Annotated in this window: 18 protein-coding genes; 8 read left to right on the forward strand and 10 right to left on the reverse strand. The window is 73.0% G+C overall.

Features of this window, described 5'->3' with window-relative positions:
* The 4 genes from ABT186_RS43665 to ABT186_RS43680 form a co-directional block, all read right to left on the reverse strand.
* The coding region (locus tag ABT186_RS43665) for a homocysteine S-methyltransferase family protein (protein WP_351929911.1) at positions 1-1,061 on the reverse strand (1,061 nt) is incomplete at its 3' end.
* Positions 1,058-2,044 carry a carbohydrate kinase family protein gene (locus ABT186_RS43670; RefSeq protein ID WP_351929913.1) on the reverse strand — a complete coding sequence of 329 codons (987 nt, stop codon included), beginning with the start codon at positions 2,042-2,044 and terminating at the stop codon, positions 1,058-1,060. The genes ABT186_RS43670 and ABT186_RS43665, both read right to left, overlap by 4 nt.
* Before the next feature lies 1 nt (position 2,045).
* Positions 2,046-3,278: a methionine adenosyltransferase gene (gene metK / locus ABT186_RS43675; protein WP_351236701.1), complete on the reverse strand. Its 1,233-nt coding sequence runs from the start codon at positions 3,276-3,278 to the stop codon at positions 2,046-2,048.
* A gap of 224 nt (positions 3,279-3,502) precedes the next feature.
* Positions 3,503-5,269, reverse strand: coding sequence for an MFS transporter (locus tag ABT186_RS43680; protein WP_351236699.1), 1,767 nt, complete (start codon positions 5,267-5,269; stop codon positions 3,503-3,505).
* A 129-nt stretch (positions 5,270-5,398) separates the two neighbouring features.
* Between ABT186_RS43680 and ABT186_RS43685 the strand changes: the two genes are divergently transcribed.
* Positions 5,399-6,097 (forward strand): N-acyl homoserine lactonase family protein, encoded by a 699-nt coding sequence (locus tag ABT186_RS43685; RefSeq protein WP_351929915.1) that lies wholly within the window; start codon positions 5,399-5,401, stop codon positions 6,095-6,097.
* A 33-nt stretch (positions 6,098-6,130) separates the two neighbouring features.
* Positions 6,131-6,454 (forward strand): antibiotic biosynthesis monooxygenase family protein, encoded by a 324-nt coding sequence (locus tag ABT186_RS43690; RefSeq protein ID WP_351236695.1) that lies wholly within the window; start codon positions 6,131-6,133, stop codon positions 6,452-6,454.
* Positions 6,455-6,520: 66 nt separating this feature from the next.
* Here ABT186_RS43690 and ABT186_RS43695 read toward each other — a convergent pair whose 3' ends face one another.
* From ABT186_RS43695 to ABT186_RS43715, 5 genes are read right to left on the reverse strand one after another with little or no spacing between them, the layout of a single operon-like run.
* Positions 6,521-6,934 carry a cupin domain-containing protein gene (locus ABT186_RS43695; protein ID WP_351236693.1) on the reverse strand — a complete coding sequence of 138 codons (414 nt, stop codon included), beginning with the start codon at positions 6,932-6,934 and terminating at the stop codon, positions 6,521-6,523.
* A gap of 4 nt (positions 6,935-6,938) precedes the next feature.
* Positions 6,939-8,759, reverse strand: a complete 1,821-nt coding sequence (locus tag ABT186_RS43700; RefSeq protein ID WP_351929918.1) for an AMP-binding protein — start codon at positions 8,757-8,759, stop codon at positions 6,939-6,941.
* On the reverse strand, positions 8,759-12,067 hold the full coding sequence (locus ABT186_RS43705; RefSeq protein ID WP_351929920.1) for an FAD/NAD(P)-binding protein: 3,309 nt from the start codon (positions 12,065-12,067) through the stop codon (positions 8,759-8,761). Before ABT186_RS43705 ends, ABT186_RS43700 begins: the two co-directional genes overlap by 1 nt.
* Positions 12,064-12,519 (reverse strand): cobalamin B12-binding domain-containing protein, encoded by a 456-nt coding sequence (locus ABT186_RS43710; RefSeq protein WP_351221701.1) that lies wholly within the window; start codon positions 12,517-12,519, stop codon positions 12,064-12,066. The genes ABT186_RS43705 and ABT186_RS43710 overlap by 4 nt, the downstream gene beginning before the upstream one ends.
* Before the next feature lie 60 nt (positions 12,520-12,579).
* On the reverse strand, positions 12,580-13,530 hold the full coding sequence (locus ABT186_RS43715; protein WP_351929922.1) for a hypothetical protein: 951 nt from the start codon (positions 13,528-13,530) through the stop codon (positions 12,580-12,582).
* A 215-nt stretch (positions 13,531-13,745) separates the two neighbouring features.
* On the opposite strand from ABT186_RS43715, the gene ABT186_RS43720 reads away from it, so the two are divergent.
* From ABT186_RS43720 to ABT186_RS43730, 3 genes are all read left to right on the forward strand, one after another.
* Positions 13,746-14,516: an SDR family NAD(P)-dependent oxidoreductase gene (locus ABT186_RS43720; protein ID WP_351221703.1), complete on the forward strand. Its 771-nt coding sequence runs from the start codon at positions 13,746-13,748 to the stop codon at positions 14,514-14,516.
* Between the two features lie 163 nt (positions 14,517-14,679).
* On the forward strand, positions 14,680-16,131 hold the full coding sequence (locus tag ABT186_RS43725) for a multicopper oxidase family protein (protein WP_351221704.1): 1,452 nt from the start codon (positions 14,680-14,682) through the stop codon (positions 16,129-16,131).
* Positions 16,132-16,170: 39 nt separating this feature from the next.
* Entirely contained in the window at positions 16,171-17,394 is a 1,224-nt protein-coding gene (locus ABT186_RS43730) for a cytochrome P450 (RefSeq protein ID WP_351221705.1), read from the forward strand.
* Here the strand turns inward: ABT186_RS43730 and ABT186_RS43735 are convergent.
* On the reverse strand, positions 17,369-17,869 hold the full coding sequence (locus ABT186_RS43735; protein ID WP_351929924.1) for a MarR family winged helix-turn-helix transcriptional regulator: 501 nt from the start codon (positions 17,867-17,869) through the stop codon (positions 17,369-17,371). The two genes, ABT186_RS43730 and ABT186_RS43735, sit on opposite strands and share 26 nt — an antisense overlap.
* A 96-nt stretch (positions 17,870-17,965) precedes the next feature.
* Here ABT186_RS43735 and ABT186_RS43740 point away from each other — a divergent pair, with 96 nt between their 5' ends.
* The 3 genes from ABT186_RS43740 (at position 17,966) to ABT186_RS43750 (ending at position 20,886) form a co-directional block, all read left to right on the forward strand.
* Complete coding sequence (locus ABT186_RS43740; protein WP_351929926.1) at positions 17,966-18,454, forward strand: SRPBCC family protein; 489 nt, start codon at positions 17,966-17,968, stop codon at positions 18,452-18,454.
* Between the two features lie 237 nt (positions 18,455-18,691).
* The gene (locus ABT186_RS43745) at positions 18,692-20,038 is read left to right on the forward strand and encodes a TolB-like translocation protein (protein ID WP_351221708.1); all 1,347 of its coding nucleotides are present in this window, start codon (positions 18,692-18,694) and stop codon (positions 20,036-20,038) included.
* 50 nt (positions 20,039-20,088) lie between these two features.
* Positions 20,089-20,886, forward strand: a complete 798-nt coding sequence (locus tag ABT186_RS43750) for a hypothetical protein (RefSeq protein WP_351221709.1) — start codon at positions 20,089-20,091, stop codon at positions 20,884-20,886.
* Positions 20,887-21,010 lie beyond the last annotated feature (124 nt).

Below are 21,010 nucleotides of genomic sequence, written 5' to 3' on the forward strand. Positions count from 1 at the left end.
TTCGACCCGTTCGCGTTCGTACGCTCCCCGATCGCCAGATAGGAGGTGTCCTGACGGAACGGCACCGACTGATACAGGGAGGCGGCGCCGGGCTCCGGCCTCGGAGCACGCTGGGGCGGGGTCAGCTCCCGCACCCGCTCGACGACCTGCCGCAGATGCTCCGGCGTCGTACCGCAGCAGCCACCCACCAACGACAGACCATAGTCCCGGACGAAGGTCTCCTGGGCGTCCGCCAGTTCCGCCGGCGCGAGCGGGTAGTGTGCCCCGTCCTTGCCCAGCACCGGCAGACCGGCGTTGGGCATGCAGGACAGCGGGACGCGGGCGTTGCGGGACAGTTGGCGCAGGTGCTCGCTCATCTCCGCGGGGCCCGTTGCGCAGTTGAGGCCGATCATGTCGATGCCCAGCGGCTCCAGCGCGGTGAGCGCGGCACCGATCTCCGAGCCGAGCAGCATCGTCCCGGTCGTCTCCACCGTCACCGAGACCAGCACGGGTGCGTCCGCGCCCAGCGCGGCCAGCGCCTGTTTCGCGCCCAGTACCGCCGCCTTCGTCTGCAGCAGGTCCTGCGTGGTCTCCACGAGCAGCGCGTCAGCGCCGCCGAAGAGCAGGCCCTCGGCGTTCTGCTGGTAGGCGTCGCGCAGCACCCCGTACGACACATGGCCGAGGGTCGGCAGCTTGGTTCCCGGGCCCATCGAGCCGAGCACCCAGCGCTGTTGCCCGGTCGAGGCGGTGAACTCGTCGGCCGCCTCCCGGGCGATACGGGCGCCCGCCTCCGACAGCTCGTGGATGCGGTGGGCGATCTCGTACTCGCCCAGCGCCGAATGATTCGCGCCGAAGGTGTTGGTCTCGACGCAGTCCACGCCGACCGCGAAGTAGGCCTCGTGGACGGAGCGGACGATGTCGGGCCGGGTCAGGTTCAGGATCTCGTTGCAGCCCTCCAGCTGCTGGAAGTCGTCGAGCGTGGGGTCCTGGGCCTGGAGCATGGTGCCCATCGCGCCGTCGGCCACCACGACGCGCGAGGTGAGGGCCGCGCGCAGGCCCGCGGCGCGGGGCGTCGGCGTCATGACAGCGCCCCCAGCCGGGGGACGAGGCGCCGGATCGCGTCGGCGCCGTAGGTGGTGCCCAGCCGGTCGAGGAGGTCGTTGCCGTCGAGAGCGTAGGTCTGTGTGCCGCGGCTCTCCAGCACGACCGACGCGACGGCGCTGCCCAGGCGGGCCGCGTCCGCGAGGTCCAGGTCCCAGACCAGGGCCGTGAGGAAGCCCGCACGGTAGGCGTCCCCGGCGCCCGTGGGGTCGACGACGGCGCCGCGCGCCGGGACGGCCTGGACGTGCGTGGTGGTGCGGCCCACACGGGCGATCCGGGAGCCCCCGGCGCCCTGCGTGGTGACCCAGGAGCCGACCCGGCCCAGGACCTGCTGCTCGGTCCAGCCGGTGCGCTCCTGGATGAGCAGGGCCTCGTACTCGTTGGTGAACAGATAGCGCGGGCTGTCGAGCAGCGCCCGCGCCTGGTCCCGCTCCAGCCGGGCCAGCTGCTGCGAGGGGTCGGCGACGAACGGGACGCCGAGCCGCGCGCACTCCCGGGCGTGCCGGACCATGGCGTCCGGGTCGTCGGGGGAGACGACCACGAGGTCGGCCCCGCCCGTCCGCTCCAGCAGCTCCGGCAGGTCGATGTCACGGGCCTCCGCCATAGCGCCCGCGTAGAAGAAGCCGATCTGGTTCTGCTCGGTGTCGGTCGCGCACACGAAGCGCGCGGTGTGCAAGGTGTCGCTGATCCGCACCCCGGCGGTGTCGACACCGTGCTCCTTCAGCCAGACCTCCTGGTCGGCGAAGTCCGCGCCCGCCGCGCCGACCAGCAGAGGCGAGAGCCCCAACGAGCCGAGACCGAACGCGATGTTGGCCGCGACCCCGCCGTACCGGATCTCCAGGTCGTCCGTCAGCAGCGACAGCGAGATCCGGTCCAGCCGCTCGGCGATGAGCCGGTCCGCGAACCGGTGCGGAAAGGACATCAGGTGGTCCTTGGCGATGGACCCCGTCACGGCGATACGCATGTCAACGCCCCTCCGTCCACGCCGTCCTGCGCAGGGCGTGCACGCGGTCGGTGCGCTCCCAGGTGAACTCGGGCAGTTCGCGGCCGAAGTGGCCGTACGCCGCCGTCCGGGAGTAGATCGGGCGCAGCAGGTCCAGGTCGCGGATGATCGCCGCCGGGCGCAGATCGAAGACCTCGTCGATGGCCTTCTCGATCCGGTCGACCGGGATCCTCTCCGTGCCGAAGGTCTCGACGAACAGGCCGACCGGCTCGGCCTTGCCGATCGCGTACGCGACCTGGACCTCGCAGCGCGCGGCCAGGCCCGCCGCCACGACGTTCTTGGCGACCCAGCGCATCGCGTACGCCGCCGAACGGTCCACCTTGGACGGGTCCTTGCCGGAGAACGCGCCGCCGCCGTGGCGGGCCATGCCGCCGTACGTGTCGATGATGATCTTGCGGCCGGTGAGGCCCGCGTCGCCCATCGGGCCGCCGATCTCGAAGCGGCCGGTGGGGTTGACCAGGAGGCGGTAGCCCTCGGTCTCCAGCTTGATGCCGTCCTCGGCCAGCCGCGCCAGCACGTGGTCCACGACGTGCTCCGTGACGTCGGGCACGAGCAGCGAGTCGAGATCGATGCCGCCCGCATGCTGCGTGGAGACCACGACCGTGTCCAGACGGACCGCCCTCGCGCCGTCGTACTCGATGGTGACCTGCGTCTTGCCGTCCGGGCGCAGGTAGGGGATCGTGCCGTTCTTGCGGACCTCGGTCAGGCGCTTGGACAGGCGGTGCGCCAGGAAGATCGGCAGCGGCATCAGCGTCGGGGTCTCGTCCGTCGCGTAGCCGAACATCAGGCCCTGGTCGCCGGCGCCCTGACGGTCCAGCTCGTCCGCTTGAGCGCCCACGGCTGCACCCTCGAGCCGCGACTCGTACGCCGCGTCCACGCCCTGCGCGATGTCCGGGGACTGCGCGCCGATCGACACCGACACGCCGCAGGACGCGCCGTCGAAGCCCTTGGCCGACGAGTCGTAGCCGATCTCGAGGACCGCCTCGCGGACCAGGGCGGGGATGTCCGCGTAGGCGGACGTGGTGACCTCGCCGGCCACATGGACCTGACCGGTGGTGATCAGCGTCTCGACCGCGACGCGTGCGGTGGGGTCGTCACGCAGGATCGCGTCGAGGATCGTGTCGCTGATCCGGTCCGCGATCTTGTCGGGGTGGCCCTCGGTGACGGACTCCGAGGTGAACAGGTGCAGGGACACGGACCCTCCAGGGGGAAGACAGCCGGACCTCGGTGGTCCGGTCAGGGTGGGGCCCGCTTCTTCAAAGTGACTCGAAGGGCTCTACAGCTCCGCACATGCCGGGGCCGCCGTACGCGTTCGTACGACGGCCCCGTCCGCCCGGGTCCGGTCTCCCGGGAAGCGATCCCTCGCGGTCGAATGCTCCCAAGTCGCCTGCGTGGCAGCCTGGTTCAGGAGCAGTCGGCTCAGGAACGGTCTGTCACGTGCGCCTTCGGTGCCGGGGCGGTGTCCTTGCCGTCCTCGGCGGCCTCCTCGCCCTGCTCCCACTCGGGCTGCCGGGCGCGCTTGGGCAGCATGAAGGTGAGCAGGAAGCCGAGGACGATGACGCCGACCTCGTACCACAGGACGTGGTCGGTGGCCTTGGCGAAGCCCTCCTTGCGGGCCTTGACGGAGGCGTCGGCGATCGCCTTGCCGACCTGCTGCTCGTGACCGGCGGGCACCGCCCCCGCGGGGACGATCCGACGGCAGACGGCGGGCGGCGCGCTCGCGTCCTCGTGCGAGGCGCTCTGCTTGGCGCAGGCGCGGAAGTTGGCCACGATCGTGTCCTGGGCGGGTGCCGCGACACCGGCCGTGGTCAGCTCCTTGCGCAGCTCGGGCAAGACCGTGTCGGCACCCGGCGCGGCCTGCCCGGTCAGCAGGTTGAAGAACAGCACGCCGATGACGGCGACGCCCGCCGCCGCACCGAGCTGGTCGGCGGTGCTCAGCACGCCGGAGCCGGAGCCGGCGTGCTCCACCGGGACGCCACCGAGCACGATGTCCACCACCGGCGAGATGACGAAGCCCAGACCGAGGCCGAGCACGGCGAGCGCGGGCGCCAGGTCCCAGCCGCTGATGCCGGAGCCGAAGTGGCCGATCGTCCAGATGAGGGCGACCATGCCGACACCCATGATCACCATCCCGATGCTCAGGACCTTGCGGCCCATCTTGATGGCCAGGACCGCCGAGAACGACGAGGTGATCATCGCGCCGAAGGAGAACGGCACGGTGGTCAGACCGGCCGCCAGCGGCGAGAAGCCGAGGCCCACCTGCAGGTACAGGGTGAACGGGAAGAACAGGCCCGAGATGATCGCGAAGAAGCTCAGCATCACCAGCAGGCCGGCCACGAAGGACCGCTCCCTGAACAGGCTGGGCTCCACCAGGGCGGAACCGTCCCGAGCCGCCTTCCTCCGTTCGTACACGGCGAAGACGACGAACAGCGGCACGGAGCAGGCCATCGCGCCGAACGTCCAGGCGGGCCAGCCGGCCTCCTGCCCCTGCACCAGAGGGTAGAGCAGGGACAGCAGGGCCAGCGTCACCAGGGCGACGCCCACCAGGTCCAGGTGCTTGATGTGGGGCGCGCGCGACTCGCGCACGTACGCGCTCACACCGAGCAGGGCGAACAGACCGACAGGGACGTTCACCAGGAAGATCGGCCGCCACGACCAGCCGAAGAGGTCGGCGTTGACCAGCACGCCGCCCAGGACCGGGCCGAGCATCGCGGCGATGCCGGACAGGGCGCCGAACATGCCGAAGACGGCCGCGCGTTCCTTGGGCGGGAAGGCCACCTGGAACACCGAAAGGCCCTGCGTCATCACGATGGCGCCGCCCAGGCCCTGCAGCACCCGGGAGGCGATGAGCATCTCGGTGCTCTGCGCCACGCCGCACAGCAGCGAAGCGGCCACGAACACCACGATGCCGATGGAGATCATCCGCTTGCGGCCGACCATGTCGCCGATGCGACCGACGGTGATCAGGCTCAGGGCGAAGGTGAGGGTGTAGGCCGCCGCCACCCACTGGAGCGCCGCCTTGCTGGCGTCCAGGTCGTGCTGCAGCACCGGAAGCGCCACGTTCACGATCGTCGTGTCGATCAGATCGAGGGCGATGGCGACGAGGATCACGGCGGCGGCGCGCCACCGCTGGGGGTCCGGTACCCCCTCTCCTTCCAGGTACGTCTCGTCTTGTGCGTGCGTCACGGGGTTCTCCTCTGTCCGACGGCGCGCTTGCGCCGAGTGTGATCGCCTCCGCTTGAGCCGCACTCGAGCGCGCCCGCCGACCATGCCGGCGGCAGCGGCACCCGCCGCGCCGGAAGGGAACGCGCAGACATGAGGCTGTACTTGCTGAGGCTGGGCACCATCCCCGGGCTCCAGGCGCCGGTGCCCGGCTATCTGATCCGCACCGACGAAGGGCGCACCGTGCTGGTCGACACCGGTGCCGCGCCCGGCGGCCCGCCCGGCGGGGCACCGATCCAGGTCGAGGAGGGCCAGGACGTCGTCTCGACGCTCGCCCGCATCGGCGTGCGGCCCGCGGACGTCGATCACGTCGTCTGCTCCCACCTGGACCCCGACCACGTGGGCGGCCACGCCGCCTTCCCGGACGCCGAGTTCGTCATCCAGCGCAGCCACTACGAGCTGGCCCGCTCCGGCACCGTGCCGCGGCTGGCCGCGTCCCGGCCGCTGTGGGACGTTCCGGGGCTGAAGTACACCACCGTCGAGGGCGACACCGAACTCCTGCCGGGCATCGAGCTGGTGGCCTGCGGCGGGCACGTGCCCGGTCACCAGTCCGTCCTGGTGCGTCTGCCGCGCACCGGCCCGGTCCTCCTCGCCGTCGACGCCATCCCCATGAGCGCGGCGCTGGACCCCGACGGGCGGCCCGTCCTCCCCTTCGACCTGGACGAGAAGGAACTGCGCGAGAGCACCCGCAAGCTGGTGGACCTGGCCCGCGCCGAGAACGCCCTGATCGTGCACGGCCACGACGCCGAGCAGTGGCGCACCCTGCGGGTCGCGCCCGAGTACTACGACTGACGCACTCCGGTACGAGACGAAAGGCACCGACCGATGAGCACCACCACCGAACGCATCCGCGTGGTCGTGTACCTGCGCGCCCCTCAGGACGGCACGGAGCCGCTCGAGCAGGCGTACCGGGAGATCAGCTGGGTGCGGCCAGGCACCATCCCCGGACTGCTGCGCAGCGAGCTGCTGCGCGACGTGGACCGGCCCGACGAGTTCGTGCTGCACGGCGAATGGGAGAGCCTGGAGGCCTACCGCACCTGGCAGTTCGGCCCCGACCACAAGGACAACCCGTCGGCGCTGCGCCCCTTCCAGGACCGCTCGCGGGGGCGCCACTACGCCGTGTACGGCATCGCGTCCGAGGACGTGTGACCGCTGTACGCCCGAAGGGCCGCCAGTCCCCGAGGGGATACGGCGGCCCTTCGGCTGTGCTCCGGATCACTTCACCGGTTCCGCCGGTTCCGCCGGTTCCACTGGGGCCTCCCACACCACCAGCATCAGCGCGCCCTGCTCGGTGCGCGGGGCGTGCACGCTGCCGGGGGCCATGACCAGCAGGGAGTTCTTCGGGTGCCGCCCGTCCTCGGTGATCAGTTCGCCGTCGAGAACGAGGATGATCTCGTAACTGGTGTGGCGGTGCGGCGCGGCGCTCGCGCCCGGGTGGTAGCGAACCAGCGAGGCCGCGGGGCCGGCCGGGCCGGTCTGCTCGGTGGTGTAGAGCGGGAAGACCTCCACGCCGACCCGGCCGTCCGCGGTCAGCGGCGTGAACCGAAGCCGCCGCCGGAGCTCCTCGGGCCGGTCGAGCCCCTCGACGACCAGGGGGGATGCGGGTGTGGCCTGCTGCTGTGCCGACATGACGTCAACTCCTCTTCCGTGATCCTTTGGTTCCGTACGTCGTCCCGTACTCCGTGAGCCGCTCCCGCACCAGGCGTCGTTGGACCTTGCCGGAGGTGGTGCGGGGCAGCCCGCCGGCGAAGCACAGCCGCTCGGGGCGCCCGACCGGTGACAGGGTGCGCTCGGCGTGCTCCAGCAGGCGGCCGGCCAGCTCGGCGTCCGGCGCACGGCCGGGCGCCGGGACGACCACGGCGAGCGGCAGCAGGCCGGCCACGGCGTCCGGCACCGGCACGACCGCCACGTCGGCGACCGCCGGGTGGGCGCGCAGGACGGCCTCCGCCTCGTACGGGGACACCCGGTGGCCATGGGACTTGAACACGTCGTCGCGCCGGCCCAGCACCCGGACCCACCCGTCCGCGTCGCGCTCGCCGAGGTCCCCGGTCGCGTACCAGCCCCGCCCGAGCGCCCGCTCGGTGCGCTCCGGATCGTCCGGGTACCCGGCCATGACCCCGACCGGACGGCCGCCGTCCGCGGCCCCGGCGCGGGGCAACGGGTCGTCGCTCGTTCCCAGTTCCACGCAGATCTCGCCCGAGTGGTCCGACCGTTCGCCGGTGTCCGGGTCGCGCAGGGTGATGCGGTAGCCGGGCAGGGGGCGGCCGAGCAGGCCGGGGCGGGGATCGGTGCCCGGGGTGGTGCCGATCAGCGCGGTCGTCTCGGTCTGCCCGTACCCGTCGCGCACGGCGACCCCCCAGGCGTCCCGCACCGCCGCGGCGAGCTCCCCGGGCAGCGGCTCTCCGGCACTGGTCGCCTCCCTCAGCCGCGGCAGGGCCGAGCCGAGATGGGGCCTCAGGGCCTGCCATGTGCTCGGCGGGGCACAGAAACTGGTGGCCCCCAGGCGGTGCAGCAGCCACGGCAGCCGGGCGGCGTCCACCGGCCCCTCGGGCAGGGCCACGATCGTGGCCTCGGCGTTCCACGGCACGAACAGGCTGCTCCAGGAGTGCTTGGCCCAGCCCGGCGAGGAGACGTTGACATGCCGGTCGCCGGGCAGCAGACCGTTCCAGTACAGGCTGGAGAGATGGCCGGCCGGATAGCTGAGGTGGGTGTGCGCGACCAGCTTGGGCGCCGCGGTGGTGCCGGAGGTGAAGTAGCAGAACGCCACGTCACCGGCCGGGGTGGCACCCTCGGGCACGAAGCGGCCGGTCACGTCCGCGCTGCCGCGGTAGTCGGTCCAGCCCCGGGGCACCGCGCCGTCCGGCCCTGGTACCGCGACCCGCACCCCGGGCACGGGAGCGTCCGCGAAGGCGGCGGTCGCCGCGGCCCGGCACACCAGGTGCGCCAGACGCCCGCGACGGACCCGGTCCACGGCCTGGGCGGCCGTCAGGTCCGGATGGCTGGGCACCACCACGGCCCCGATCTTCAGCGCGGCCAGCAGCACCTCCCACAGCTCGACCTGGGTGCCGAGGACCACCATCAGCCGGTCGCCGCGGGCCACCCCCAGGCCGGCCAGCCAGCGGGCGACCGCGTCGGAACGGAGGGACAGTTCGCGGTACGACACGGCGCGCACGCCCGCGTCGCGGTCGGCCAGTTCCAGGGCGGGCGCGTCGTTGCCGTCCGCGACCACGTCGAACCACTCCAACGCCCAGTTGAAGTACGCGGGCCGCGGCCACCGGAAGAGGGCCACCGCCGCCTCGGGGTCGGTACGGTGCCGCAGCAGCAGATCCCGGGCCGCACGGAACTCCCGGTGCGCGGCGGTCCATCGGGCGGCCCGGTACGCATGGCCGGGCGCCGGTGCCGCCCCCGTTCCCGGTGCCGCGGCCGGTGGCGACACCTCGGTGTGCGCGGACATCAGCGCTCTCCTTCCTCGTCGGGCGTGCCCAGTGCCGCCCGCCATCGGTCGCCCAGCACCACGCCGCTCAGTGCGCCGCGTCCGGTGCCGTCGTGCGCCCCGGACAGGGCGTCCTCGGCGATCGCGTCGGCGTCGGCCGTGAACTCGCCCCACACCCCCGGGCGTCCGCTGCCGACCTGGGTGAACCACCGGGAGAACTCGCTGGGGATGCCCAGCACGTACATCCCGGTCTCCGCCCGCCCGTCGGCGCGCACCGGATGGAACGGCGAGCCGGTGACCGCCACCCCACCGGTGACGAACTCGGTTCCGTCAGGACCCCGGTTGACGTACGGCGTCAGCAGGCCCTGGTCGCGCAGCCGGGCGGTCAGGTCGCCGTGCGCCCGCCGCAGATCGGGATCGGGTATCCGGGCGTCGATCAGCACGTCGAGCGCGGTACGGCTGCCCGCGACCCGCGGCGACTCCACGCAGAACCGCCCGGCGGCCGGATCCGCACCGAACCGGGCGTCCGGCCCCGTGATGCGCAGCAGCCCGGCGTCCAGCAGGGCCAGCAACTGGCGCAAACGCACCATGGGCGGCCCGGTCGTCAGCCGCGACACCATCGGCACGAAGTCGCCCAGGAAGTCCGCCCGGTGCGAGTCGGGCGCGAGCCCCGAGAAGTCCACGGCACAGCGCAGCACCCCGCGCACGTCCCGGATGGTGTCCAGGCAGGCCTTCACGGGCCCCTCGGCATTGCCCTCGGCGGCCAGTTCCAGGTCCCGGCGCAGCAGCGCGGCCAGCTCCTCCTCGTACGCCCGGGGGCTCGGGAAGCGGCGCTCACCGAACGGCCGGGCCCACTCCTGAAGGTCCACCGGGCGCATCCCGCGCAGCCCGCAGCGGACAGCGGCCCCGAACACCGCGCCCTGCGGGTCGGCGCCGGCGGCGCGCACCGCCTCCTGCGCCTCGTGGCGGAACCGCTCGGCGATGTCGGGCCCGTACGCCCGGTGCAGCGTGGTCGCGCAGCGCACCAGCTCCACCTCGGCCAGCAGCCAGGGCATGACGTCCGCGCGGAAGTCGAGCGGGCCGCGGCGGCGCAGGGCCCGGATCCGCTCCCGGGTGAACAGCCGCGGCCGGTACACGTGCTGGGGCCCCTTCTGGTTGCGGCCCCGGGCGCGCAGCGGCACCCCGCTGCGCGCCCCGGCGACCAGGAACGGCTCCCGGCCGCTGGGCCTGTAGCGCAGTGCGCCGTCCGCGGCCGCCACGAACCGGCCGCCACGCCCCGTGGTGAGGGCGGCGACCACGTCGTAGAAGGACAGGCCGAGGCCGATGATGCCCACCACGCTGCCCGGGGCGATGTCCGTCAGCGGCATGTCGATCGCCGAGTCCCCCCGCACGTACTGCAGGTACGGCCGCTGCGCGGCGAACTCGGCCAGCGCCTGCTGGTCGGACCGCAGGGCGGGCAGCGGATGACCGGTCGTCAGCACCACGCGGTCGGCCCGCACCTGACGTCCGTCGTCCAGGGTCAGCAGGTACCGTCCGTCGGGTTCCGCGGTGAGCGACTCGGCGTACCTGCGCAGCCGGTGCAGCCGCAGCACCTCCGCCGGCACCGTCCGTTCGATCCGGTCCAGCGCGTAGGCGAGGTACTGCCCGTACACGGCGCGCGGGGCGCAGGTGTCCGGGGCCGCCTCCTCGGGGTCGACGGTCCGCCACCACTCGTACAGCGACGGGCCGGCCCCGGCGCGGGCGGGACCGCCGTCCGGGGGACCGGAGAAGATGGTGACCTCGCCCGAGACGGTGTTCATCATCGACCAGAGCGGCTGGTCGGTGCGCCAGATGCGGCCCGGGCCGACCTCGTGGGCGTCGATCGCGCAGACCTCCACGGGGCGTGGCGTGGCCCGCTCGGCCAGCCGGACCGCCAGCCGTTCCAGCACGGACGTGCCCCGCGGGCCGGTGCCCACCACCGCGATCCGGTACGGCTCCGGCGGCGTCTCCCCGGGCGGCCCGGCGAACAGACCGGACGGGCCCGCCCAGTCGGGGTCCGGGGCGGTTTCCAGCGCCAGCAGGTCGTGCCGGTCCGCGGTGTAGCGCAGCATCTGCAGCAGCCGGTCGGCGGTGACCGGCGCGGGGGAGGCGGCCGTGCCGGCGGGGAGCGGCAGACGGCCGGTCCTCGTCCACCGCAGCCGGCCCTCGCCGTCGACGGCCGCCTGGGTCAGCCCCCGGTTGTCCTCGTGCAGACAGAACGGCACATCGAGGATCCCGGCCGCGAACGCGCGGGTCAGCGCGGTACCCACGTCGTCGTGGAGCTCCAGCGTGGCCTCGACCAGCGCCCGTGCCTCGGCCAGCACCTCGCCGGGGTCCACCTCTGCGGCCCGGGGGACCGGGCTGTCGTCGCCTGTCCGGCCGGCGGCGCGGGCCGCCGACCTGAGCGCGGCGACGTTCTCGGCGACGGTCGGCAGCCGCACCGCCTCGAGCGGCGTCTTCACGATCAGCCGCTGGGCACCGCCGCGCACCGCGAGCTCCGCGCTGCGGTCCATCAGCAGCTGCGCCCCGTGCGGGCTTCCGGGGAAGACGCCCATGTAGGTGTAGAGCACGAGGTGCCGGTCGACACCCGGAGGCAGCCACTCGTCGGCGAGCAGCCGCAGCGCGGCGAGCGCCTCCACGTCCTGGCGCGCGTCGGTCTGCTGCGCGTAGCTCAGCGACACGCTGGTGATGCCCTGCTGCACGAAGAACAGCGCCTCCAGCAGGCTCGTCGCCACCAGCAGGGACGGCGGGCACAGCTGGCCGAGCAGGCAGCCGCCGAAGGTCTCCAGATGGGCGCGCCGTCCGCCGGCCCGGCTGAGCTCCGCGAACTCGGCCGTCGCCGCCCGCCAGTTGGCGACCGACTCGGCGAGCGGGGTACGGCCGTAGGGCAGGCAGTACGACACCGGGCCGCCCTCGCTCGCGGACAGCCCCGCAGCGGCCATGGTGCGGAAGATGTCCCGCGGCAGCGCGGAGCCGTGCCGCACCTGCACCGGCCGGTCGCCGGCCGCCGCGGCGACCCGGGCGGTGACCTCCGGGCCGTGCGCCACGAGCGGGAAGCCGTTGAGCGGGTCGCCCGCGGCCAGCGCGGCCCGCGCGTGGCCGTGGTCGCCGACCCGGGTGTAGCTGTCCAGAGTGATGGTGGCGACCGTCGGGTGCGGCAGGGAGCAGACCGCGTGCAGGCCCGCGGCCATCGCGTCCGGGGCGGCCATCCCCATCCGGGGCTGGACGACGAGGAGGCCCGCGGCCGCCGCCCGCCGTACCGCGGTATCCAGGTCCGCGGGGCGGCGGGGGTCCGGGCTCTGCTCCGTCATACCGCCCTGCCCTCCGGCGCCCGCTGCGGCAGCGCTCCGAGGATCCGGCCGATCAGCGCGGTGTCGGCGGTGTCGGTGAACACCGCGTCGAAGCCGGCGTCCACCAGCGCCTGGGCGGCCGCGGTTCCCTCGTCGCCGTCGATGCCCAGCTTTCCGCCGATGACCGCGGGGGTGTCCCGGGCCACCGGGTCGGCGCGCAGTTCGCGGATCATCCGTGCCCCGTCGAACTGCCCATGACCGTTGACGGTGCTGATCACCAGCAGGTCGGGCCGGATCCGGCGCACGGAGTCGACCAGCAGCCGGTCGGGTACGCACGGCCCGAGACTGACGACCTCATGGCCCATCTCCTCGAGCAGCAGCTGAAGGAAGACCAGGTTCCAGGTGTGGGCGTCCGAGGAGACCGTGGACAGCAGGACGCGCCGCCGCCCGCCTCGTTGGGCCACCGTCCTCATAGTTGTTCATCTCTCTCTCGCGTAGGACTGACTGGCTGACGGGACTGGCTGAGGGGTGGGTCAGCGCAGGGTGACCAGCTGCCACATGCCCTCGAAGGCGCGCTTGACGAGCGTTTGACGGTTGCTGATGAAGGAGGTGAGGAGATAGCGCCCGGGCTGGAGGGAGTGCGCGAAGACCGCGGACGCGCCGGGCTGCAGCGGCGTCAGGCCGGTGGGCACGCCGACGAACGGGTAGACGGGCGGCTTCTCGCCCTTGCGCAGCGCCTCCATGCACGCGGTGACGTCCGCTTCGGTGGCGTCCGGCACGGTCCGCAGGAACATCACCTCGCTGAGCTGCCGGGTGTGGTTGACGACCTGGAACACCCCGTCGGCGGGCAGGGTGTCGTCGCTGAGGTAGCGGCCCTGGTCGCCGTCGTCGTACGGCGCGATGATGTGCGGTGCGCTGCGGGGGCGGCCCTGCGGGCGCGTACCGGTCACCGTGAGGGTGCGCACCCGCTCGGGGTGGGCGGGGTCGACGGTGGTGTAGTCGAGCAGGTGGTAGGTGCCGGGGGCGAGGATCCAGGTGGCCTCCAGCGGCCCGCCGGCGGCCGAGACGGCCGGTCCGCCGAAGTACCGGGCCTCGGTGTCGATGAGCTGGAGGCCGGCCCGGCGCTGGGCGGGGTCCTGGGCGGTGGCGGCCTGCTGATAGTGGGTCAGGAAGGTGACGATGTCCACGCCGGGCTCCAGCCTGAGCAGCCCGAGCGGGTGCTGCAGCTTCTGGTCCGGCGTGGTGGCCCGCAGGGTGACCGCGCCCGCGGGCACCGTGTCGACGCTCAGGGTCAGACCGTCGGGCGCGGCCACCGCCTCGACAATCGGCGCGGCGTGCCGGCCGAGGGGTCTGGCGGGCTCCTGAGCCGCCGCGGCGGTGGGCAGCAGGGCGACCGCGCCGCCCGCCAGTCCGAACAGCAGTCCGCGGCGTTCGATACCGCGCCCGACCATCGAGGGCCCCGCACTGCTTGGGTTCGCTTGCATCTCCGGTTCCTCCTTAGTTCCGAGGCCCGGCATGCTCCGTAGACCGGCTCAAGAGCGGCTGCAGGTCGTATCGAGAACGGGCGTCATCCCGCAGACGGCGCGGGTGGCGCGGGCAACGGGCCAGGGACCCCAGGGGGATTCGAGCGGGACGCGGCACCCTGCGCCGGGTCGTCCGGTCCACCGGGAAGCCCTGCGAGAACCTCTGAGGAGCCGTCATGCGTCCCCCAGCCGCCGTCGCCCCCACCACCGTCGTCACCGGAGCCGGCAGCGGCATCGGTGCCGCTACCGCGCGACGGCTCGCCGCCGCCGGTCACCACGTGGTGCTGACCGCCCGCCGCAAGGACCGTCTCGAAGCGGTGGCCGCCGAGATCGCGACGGCGGGCGGCCGGTGCTCCGTGCACGCCCTGGACGTCACCGACCCGGACGCCGTACGCGCCTTCGCGGCCACCCTGGAGCGGGTCGACGTGCTGGTGAACAACGCGGGCGGCGCGCTCGGCACCGAGTACGTCGCCGAGGCGGACCCGGCCGACTGGGCGGCCATGTTCGAGGTGAACGTCCTCGGCGTGCTGCATGTCACCCAGGCGCTGCTGCCCGCGCTCGTGGCCTCGGGCGACGGCACGGTCGTCGTGCTCTCCTCGACCGCGGGGCATGTCGCCTACGAGGGCGGCGGGGGCTATGTGGCGGCCAAGCACGGAGCGCACGCGCTCGCGGCCACGTTGCGGCTGGAACTGTGCGGTGAGCCGGTGCGTGTCGTCGAGATCGCGCCGGGCCTGGTGCGTACGGAGGAGTTCGCCCTCAACCGGTTCCGCGGCGACGTGGAGGCGGCCGCCCGGGTGTACCGCGGGGTCGGGCACCCACTGACGGCCGAGGATGTCGCGGACACCGTGACCTGGGCCGTGACCCGTCCCGCGCACGTCAACGTCGACCTGCTGATCGTCCGCCCGCGCGCCCAGGCGGCCCAGCACAAGCTCCACCGCACCGGCTGACGGCCGTCGCCCGCCGCCGGTGTACCGCCGCTCAAGCGCGCGCCGAGCCGGCTCCGGCTGAATATGCACGGCCGGCCCACCGAACGCACGGCCCCGGCACTAGCCCCCCCACGACACCAGCCCCCGAGCCCCACCGCAGGACCACCGGACAAGGAGAGAGCACGTGCTGACTCGCAGGCAACTGATCAAGGCGGGCGCTGCCACCGGTCTGCTGGCGGCCGTCTCCGGCGCGGGGGCGGCGGCCGTCGCCGCAGGGACCGGTGACTCCGCGGTCGGCGACCAGCCCTTCGCCGTACCGCTGAGGCGGGCGCAGGTGCTGCGCCCGATCGGCTGGGACGCGGGGCACGGGCGGCACAGCGGCATGCGGTACGACGTCTACCGGCTGACCCCCCGGGAGACGGACGTCACCGTCATCCCGGGCACCACGACCAGGATGCGGCTGTTCAACGGTGAGCTCGCCCCGGTGATCAGGGCGACACGGGGCCGGCCCGTGATCATCGAACAGACCAACGACCTCGGCGTGCCGTTCTCCATGCACCTGCACGGCGGCCACGTCCCGGCCCACGACGACGGCCACCCCGACGACCAACTGGTGCCCGGCACCAGCCGCGTGTTCCAGTACCCCAACAACCAGCGCGCCGCGTCCCTGTGGCTGCACGACCACTCGCTCGACGCGCACTCCGAGAACGTCTACTTCGGCGCGGTGGCCGGCTACCTGCTCACCGACGAGTTCGAGGAGCGGCTGCCGCTGCCCAAGGGCCGCTACGACGTGCCGCTGTACCTGCGGGACGCCAAGTTCGCCGCGGACGGCTCGCTCGTGTACGCCATGGACGGGTTCAGGGACCGGCCGACCGTCCTGGTCAACGGCTGCCCGCGCCCGTACTTCGAGGTCGCCGCCCGCAAGTACCGGATCCGGCTCACCAACACCTCCAACGAGCGCGCCTTCCTGCTCCAGCTCGGCGAGGGCGACGAGATGACCCACATCGCCTCCGACGGGGGCCTGCTGCCCGCGCCGGTGTCCGCCCGGGTTCTGGAGATCTGGCCGGCCGAGCGCCAGGAGGTGGTCATCGACTTCGCCCGCTACCCGGTCGGCTCCAAGGTGGTGCTGAGCAACAAGATCGCCTACCCCGGCGAGGCCCCGGAGGTCATGCGGTTCGACGTGGTGCGCCCCGCCAAGGACCCTTCCGGCGTGCCGGACCGGCTGCGCCCGGTCCCGGACCTGGGCACCCCGACCGTGGAGCGGACGTTCGTGATGTCCTTCGACGCCGCCACGGGCCGGCACCTCATCAACGGCAAGCCGTTCGATCCCCAGCGCATCGACATCCGGCCACGGCTCGGCACCACGGAGATCTGGACCGTGCACAACGCCGACACGCAGTTCCACATCCCGCACTCCCTGCACACCCACCTGGAGCACTTCGAGGTGGTGGACCGGGACGGCCGGGCCCCGGCGCCGGGCGAGGCGGGACTGAAGGACACGATCACCGTGATGCCGGGCAAGAGCGTCCGCTTCAAGCTCAAGTTCACCGACTACACGGGCAAGTTCATGTACCACTGCCATCTGCTGGGCCATATGACCATGGGAATGATGGGCCAGATGGAAGTCGTCGACTGAACGCCCGCCGCGCCTCACCGAAGCCTTCTGGAGGACGTCTTGTCCGACGACATCCCAGACGCCGTGTCCGGTGACACTCCGGGCGACAACCTGCGCTTCCCGTTCGAGCACAGTCGGCTGTTCGCTCCGCCGCCCGAGTGGCAGCGGCTGCGCGAGGGCTGCCCGGTGGCCCGTGCCGAACTGCCCACCGGTGACCGGGCCTGGCTCGTGACCCGGTACGAGGACGTGCGCGCGGTTCTCAACGACACCCGGCTCAGCCGTGCGGCCACCACCCGGCCGGACGCGCCGCGGCTGGGCCCGGCGCGGCCCGAACCGGACTCCATCATGGCGATGGACCCGCCCGACCACACCCGGCTGCGCCGGCTGCTGGCACCGGCCTTCACCGGCCGGCAGGCCGAGCTGTTACGGCCCCGTATCGTCCGCACCGCCGAGCGGCTGCTCGACGACATGGCCGAGATCGGGCCGCCGGTCGACCTGGTGGAGCACCTGGCCCGACCGCTGCCCATCATCACCATCTGCGAGCTGCTCGGTGTGCCGGAGAGGGACCGGGAGTCCTTCAAGGAGTGGACGGACGCGGCCCTGACCCTCGCCCCGCACGCGGCCGGCACGGTCACCGGTGCCCGGCAGCGGCTCGCGGACTATCTGCGGCACCTGATCGCCGAGAAGCAGCAGGCGCCGGGCGACGACCTCCTGGGCACCCTCATCGCGGCCCGCGACGAGGACCGGCTGCGCCCCGCGGAGCTGGTGACCGTCGCCGCCACGCTCCTCACGGCCGGATACCACACGGTGGCCAACTCGCTGGCCAACTCGGTGCTGGCGCTGCTGCGCCACCCCGAACAGCTCGATCCGCTGCGCGGCGCGAAGGGGTTCCCGGCCGCGGCCGTGGAGGAGCTGCTGCGCTGGACGCCGGGGCCGGTGAGCGGCGGCACGATCCGGATCGCCACCGAGGAGCTGAAGATCGGCTCCACGGTGGTGCGGCCGGGTGAGGCGGTCATCCCGTCCACGGCGTCGGCCAACCGGGACGCGGCCGCCTTCCCCGACCCGGACGCGCTCGACCTCACGCGCGCCGGGAACCGGCACATCGCCTTCGGGCACGGCATCCACCGCTGCCTCGGTGCGCAGCTGGCCAGGGTGGAGCTGCAGGTGGCGTTCGGGGCGCTGCTGCGCCGGTTCCCCGGGCTGCGGCTCGCGGTCGCCGAGGAGGAGCTGACGTGGGGGACCGGGATGATCCGCGGCGTCAGCGCGCTGCCGGTCGCGTGGTGACCTGCCCGGCGGCCGGCTGCGCCGTCAGATCCCGCAGCAGCTCGTTGACGCGCTGGACGAACCCGGCGATCAGCTCGAGCTGGTCGTCCTCGTACGACTCCAGTACGGCGGTCATGGCGTCCCTGAGCGGGGCGAAGGCGGTGGTGAGCTCCTGCTCCCGGCGGCCGGTGGAGGCCACGATGACCCGGCGCCGGTCGGCGGGGTCGCGGACCCGTTCGATGAAGCCCGCCTTCTCCATCCGGTCCAGTACCGCCGTGGTCGCCGATGTGCTCATGCCGGTGATCTCGGCGAGCCGGCCGGCCGTCAGGCGGGGCTCGCTGCGGGCCAGGTCCACGCACTTCAGGTCGGTCGGGTTCAGTCCGAACCGCTCGGCGATCGCCTGGTGGAGCAGCTGCCCGCGCCCGCCGTTGTCGCGCACCGCGTCCTCGATCGCCGCGATCAGCTCCGCGCGGTCGCGCCCGCTCCGGGTTGACATGGCTCACCTCCGAGAGCAAAGTATTTCGATGAATCGAGATTTCCGGTCCATCGAGAATTCCCAACTATGGAATTAGTCTAGCCGTAAGGGGCAGTCATGAACACATTCGCGGGCGAGCAGGCGAAGTGGCGCGTCGAGGGCATCGTGGACGCGCCCGTCGAGCAGGTGGCCGAGGCCCTGCTGACCGTGCGGCCGGGTGCGGCCGGTGTGGAGGGCAACGCCCTGGTGCTGGCGGGCGACCACACCGGGGAGGCCGGGGCGGTGACCCTGGAGGGCGGCCCCGAGAAGTTCACCGGCCGGTTCGGCACCTCCGGTGAGGACTATCTGGAGCTGACCGTGGACCGCGCGGCCTGCTCCGTCGCCGTGCAGACCTGGTTCGGCGGCACGTACACGGTCGAACCGGACGGCGACGCGAGCCGGGTGGTGCTGCAGGTCCACAACGTGGTCCCGGGCGCCGGGCGCCTGGGCCGCAAGGTCGCCGAGATCGGCATCGAGTCCCGCCTCGAGAAGGTCCTGACGTCCGTCCTCGCAGCCCTGTCCGCCCACCTGGGCGTCCCGGCGCCCGCCCCGGCCACGGCCAAGTAGCCCCGGCCTCCGGGCATCCACCCGAAGACCCACAGCCACCCGGTGCAGACGTCCCCCGCGGCCCGGGTGGCTGTGCCTTTGTCGTACGTCCGTTCCCACTCGCCTTCGGTCGCATCGAGGGGGCCGAGGACTTCACGCCAGTTGGCCGGTTCGAGGCCCATTGAAGTACCGCGCGAGGCCCGGGTGTGACTCTCTCGGCGACCGGGCGCCGCCTGGCGCGCGGCACGAGGAGGCAGTATGAGAACGGACCGAAAGGCCCGTGCGCGGGCCACCCGCGGTGCGCTGTTGGGCAGCGCGCTCGCGCTCGTGGCGGTGGCCGCCGCGCCCGGCCCCGCCGCCGTGGCGTCCGCCGACGGCGGGACCATCCTGATCAGCGTCGGCCTGGGCGGCAGGCCGGCCGACGGCCCCAGCGAGCGGGCCTCCATCAGCGCCGACGGCCGCCTGGTGGTGTTCACCTCGCACGCGGGCAACCTGGTGCCCCGCGACCACAACCGCTGCACCGGCGTCTACCTGCGCGATGTCGGCCGCGGTACGACGGTCCGCGTCGACCGTGGCCCGGACGGCACGGGGTCCAACGGCTGCACCGGCATCGACCCGATCATCAGCGCCGACGGCCACTACGCCGTGTACTCCGCCGACTCCACCAACCTCGTCCGCGGGGTTCGCGACGGCCGCTCCCACATCTACCGGACCGACCTGCGCACCGGGGAGACCGTGCTGGTGTCGGCCGCCAAGGACGGCACCCCCGGCAACGGCGACAGCATGCGCCCGACCCTCTCCGCCGACGGGCGTTACGTCGCGTTCGCCACCTCCGCCGACAACCTGGTCACGGGTGGCGCCCCGGCGACCACCTGGAACACGGTGGTGCGCGACATGGTCACCGGGACCGTCGTGCGCACCAGCGCCGCAGGCGACGGCACCCTGGGCAACGCGGCCAGCGACGGCACCCAGATCAGCGCCGACGGCCGGTACGTCACCTTCTTCTCCAACGCCGACAACCTGGTCCCGGACGACACCAACAAGAAGGTCGACGAGTTCCTGCACGACCTCGCCACCGGCCGCACCACCCGGCTCAGCGTCTCGGCCGCCGGAGTCCAGTCCGACCAGATCACCATCGGCGGCACCATCAGCGACGACGACCGCTCTGTCGTCCTGGACTCGCACGCCACGAACCTCACCGCCGACAGCCCCGGCACCGGCCAGGACCACGTCTACCTGCAGGACCGCCAGGAAGGCACCCTGCGGCTGATCGACAAGGGCGCAGACGGAGTGCCCGCGCCCGGCGGCACGTTCTGGGCGAGCATCAGCGGCGACGGCCGGCACATCCCGATGGCCTCCTCGGGATCCAACCTCGTGCCCGACGACACCAACAACGTGCGCGACATCTTCGTCGCGGACCTGCCGAGCGGCGTGATCAGGCGGGTGAGTGTGGGCTCGGACGGGCAGCAGGCCGACGCCGCGAGCTACTTTCCCGACGTCGACCAGCACGCCGACGCCGTGGTGTTCACGTCGTACGCCACCAACCTCGTGGCCGGCGACACCAACAACCAGCCCGACATCTTCCTGCACCGGGACAAGCCGTGAACCGGCCGCCGCAGCAGCACGAGCAGCAGACGCAGAGAGGGAAGCACACCATGGGGATCACAGCCGGCCGCTCCCGGCGCACGGCGGCGCTCGCCGTGACCGCGGCCCTGACACTGGGCGGGTTCGCCGTGGGCGTCACCCGTGGCGCCACGGGATCCACGGCGGCCGGGACGACGGTGCCCGGCACCGTCGTGGTCGAGGAGAACGCGCACGGCAAGGTGCTCACGGCCGACGCGTCCGTGCGCGACAAGCGCAGGCTGGTCGCGGCCGTGCACAAGGAACGGCTTGAGAGGGAGCAGCAGACCGGCACCCCGACCCCGACGCCCACCGCCACCGGCCAGGGCGGCGGGCACGGAGACCAGACCGGCTTCCCGGTCCGCGACCAGTGGCTGAACTCGGCCAAGAGCCGGAAGGTCGCGGCCCCTGGCGGCGAGGGCGTGCTCTCCGCGGCCGGCGCCAGTTACGTGAAGGTGCCGTTCATGGAGTACTACGCCATCTTCACCGACACCTCCTCCGACGTGTCCTGGCTCGGTGAACGGCCGTTCAACGCCGACAGCATCCAGCACACCGACACCTGGGACGTCGGCTCCGTCGGCGCCCCCTTCTGGGTGGTCGGGGCACCGCAGGGCGCCTCGGTCAAGAGCACCGGCAGCGACGCGCAGGCCAGCTGGACCACCACGGTCCAGGACAACTGGTACAGCGAACACGCCTACGACCAGGTCGCGTTCTACCCGCCCAATCAGAACGACTACTCCAATGTGTTCCGTATCAGCCACTCGGTCACCGGCACCTTCCAGTTCGGCTCGTCCTTCTACACCGTGACGAGCCGCGACCGGGCCTACAGCTGATGTCCCGGCTCGCTCCGCGGCCGACGAGCCGGCTGCGCACGGCGGGGGCGCGGCTGGCCTGCTGGACGGCGGTACTGGCCGTCGCCGCCGCGTGCGGCCCGGCGGGCGCCGGCGGCGCGCCCGC

It is taken from the genome of Streptomyces sp. NPDC001634 (assembly GCF_040298185.1).
Taxonomy (GTDB): Bacteria; Actinomycetota; Actinomycetes; order Streptomycetales; family Streptomycetaceae; genus Streptomyces.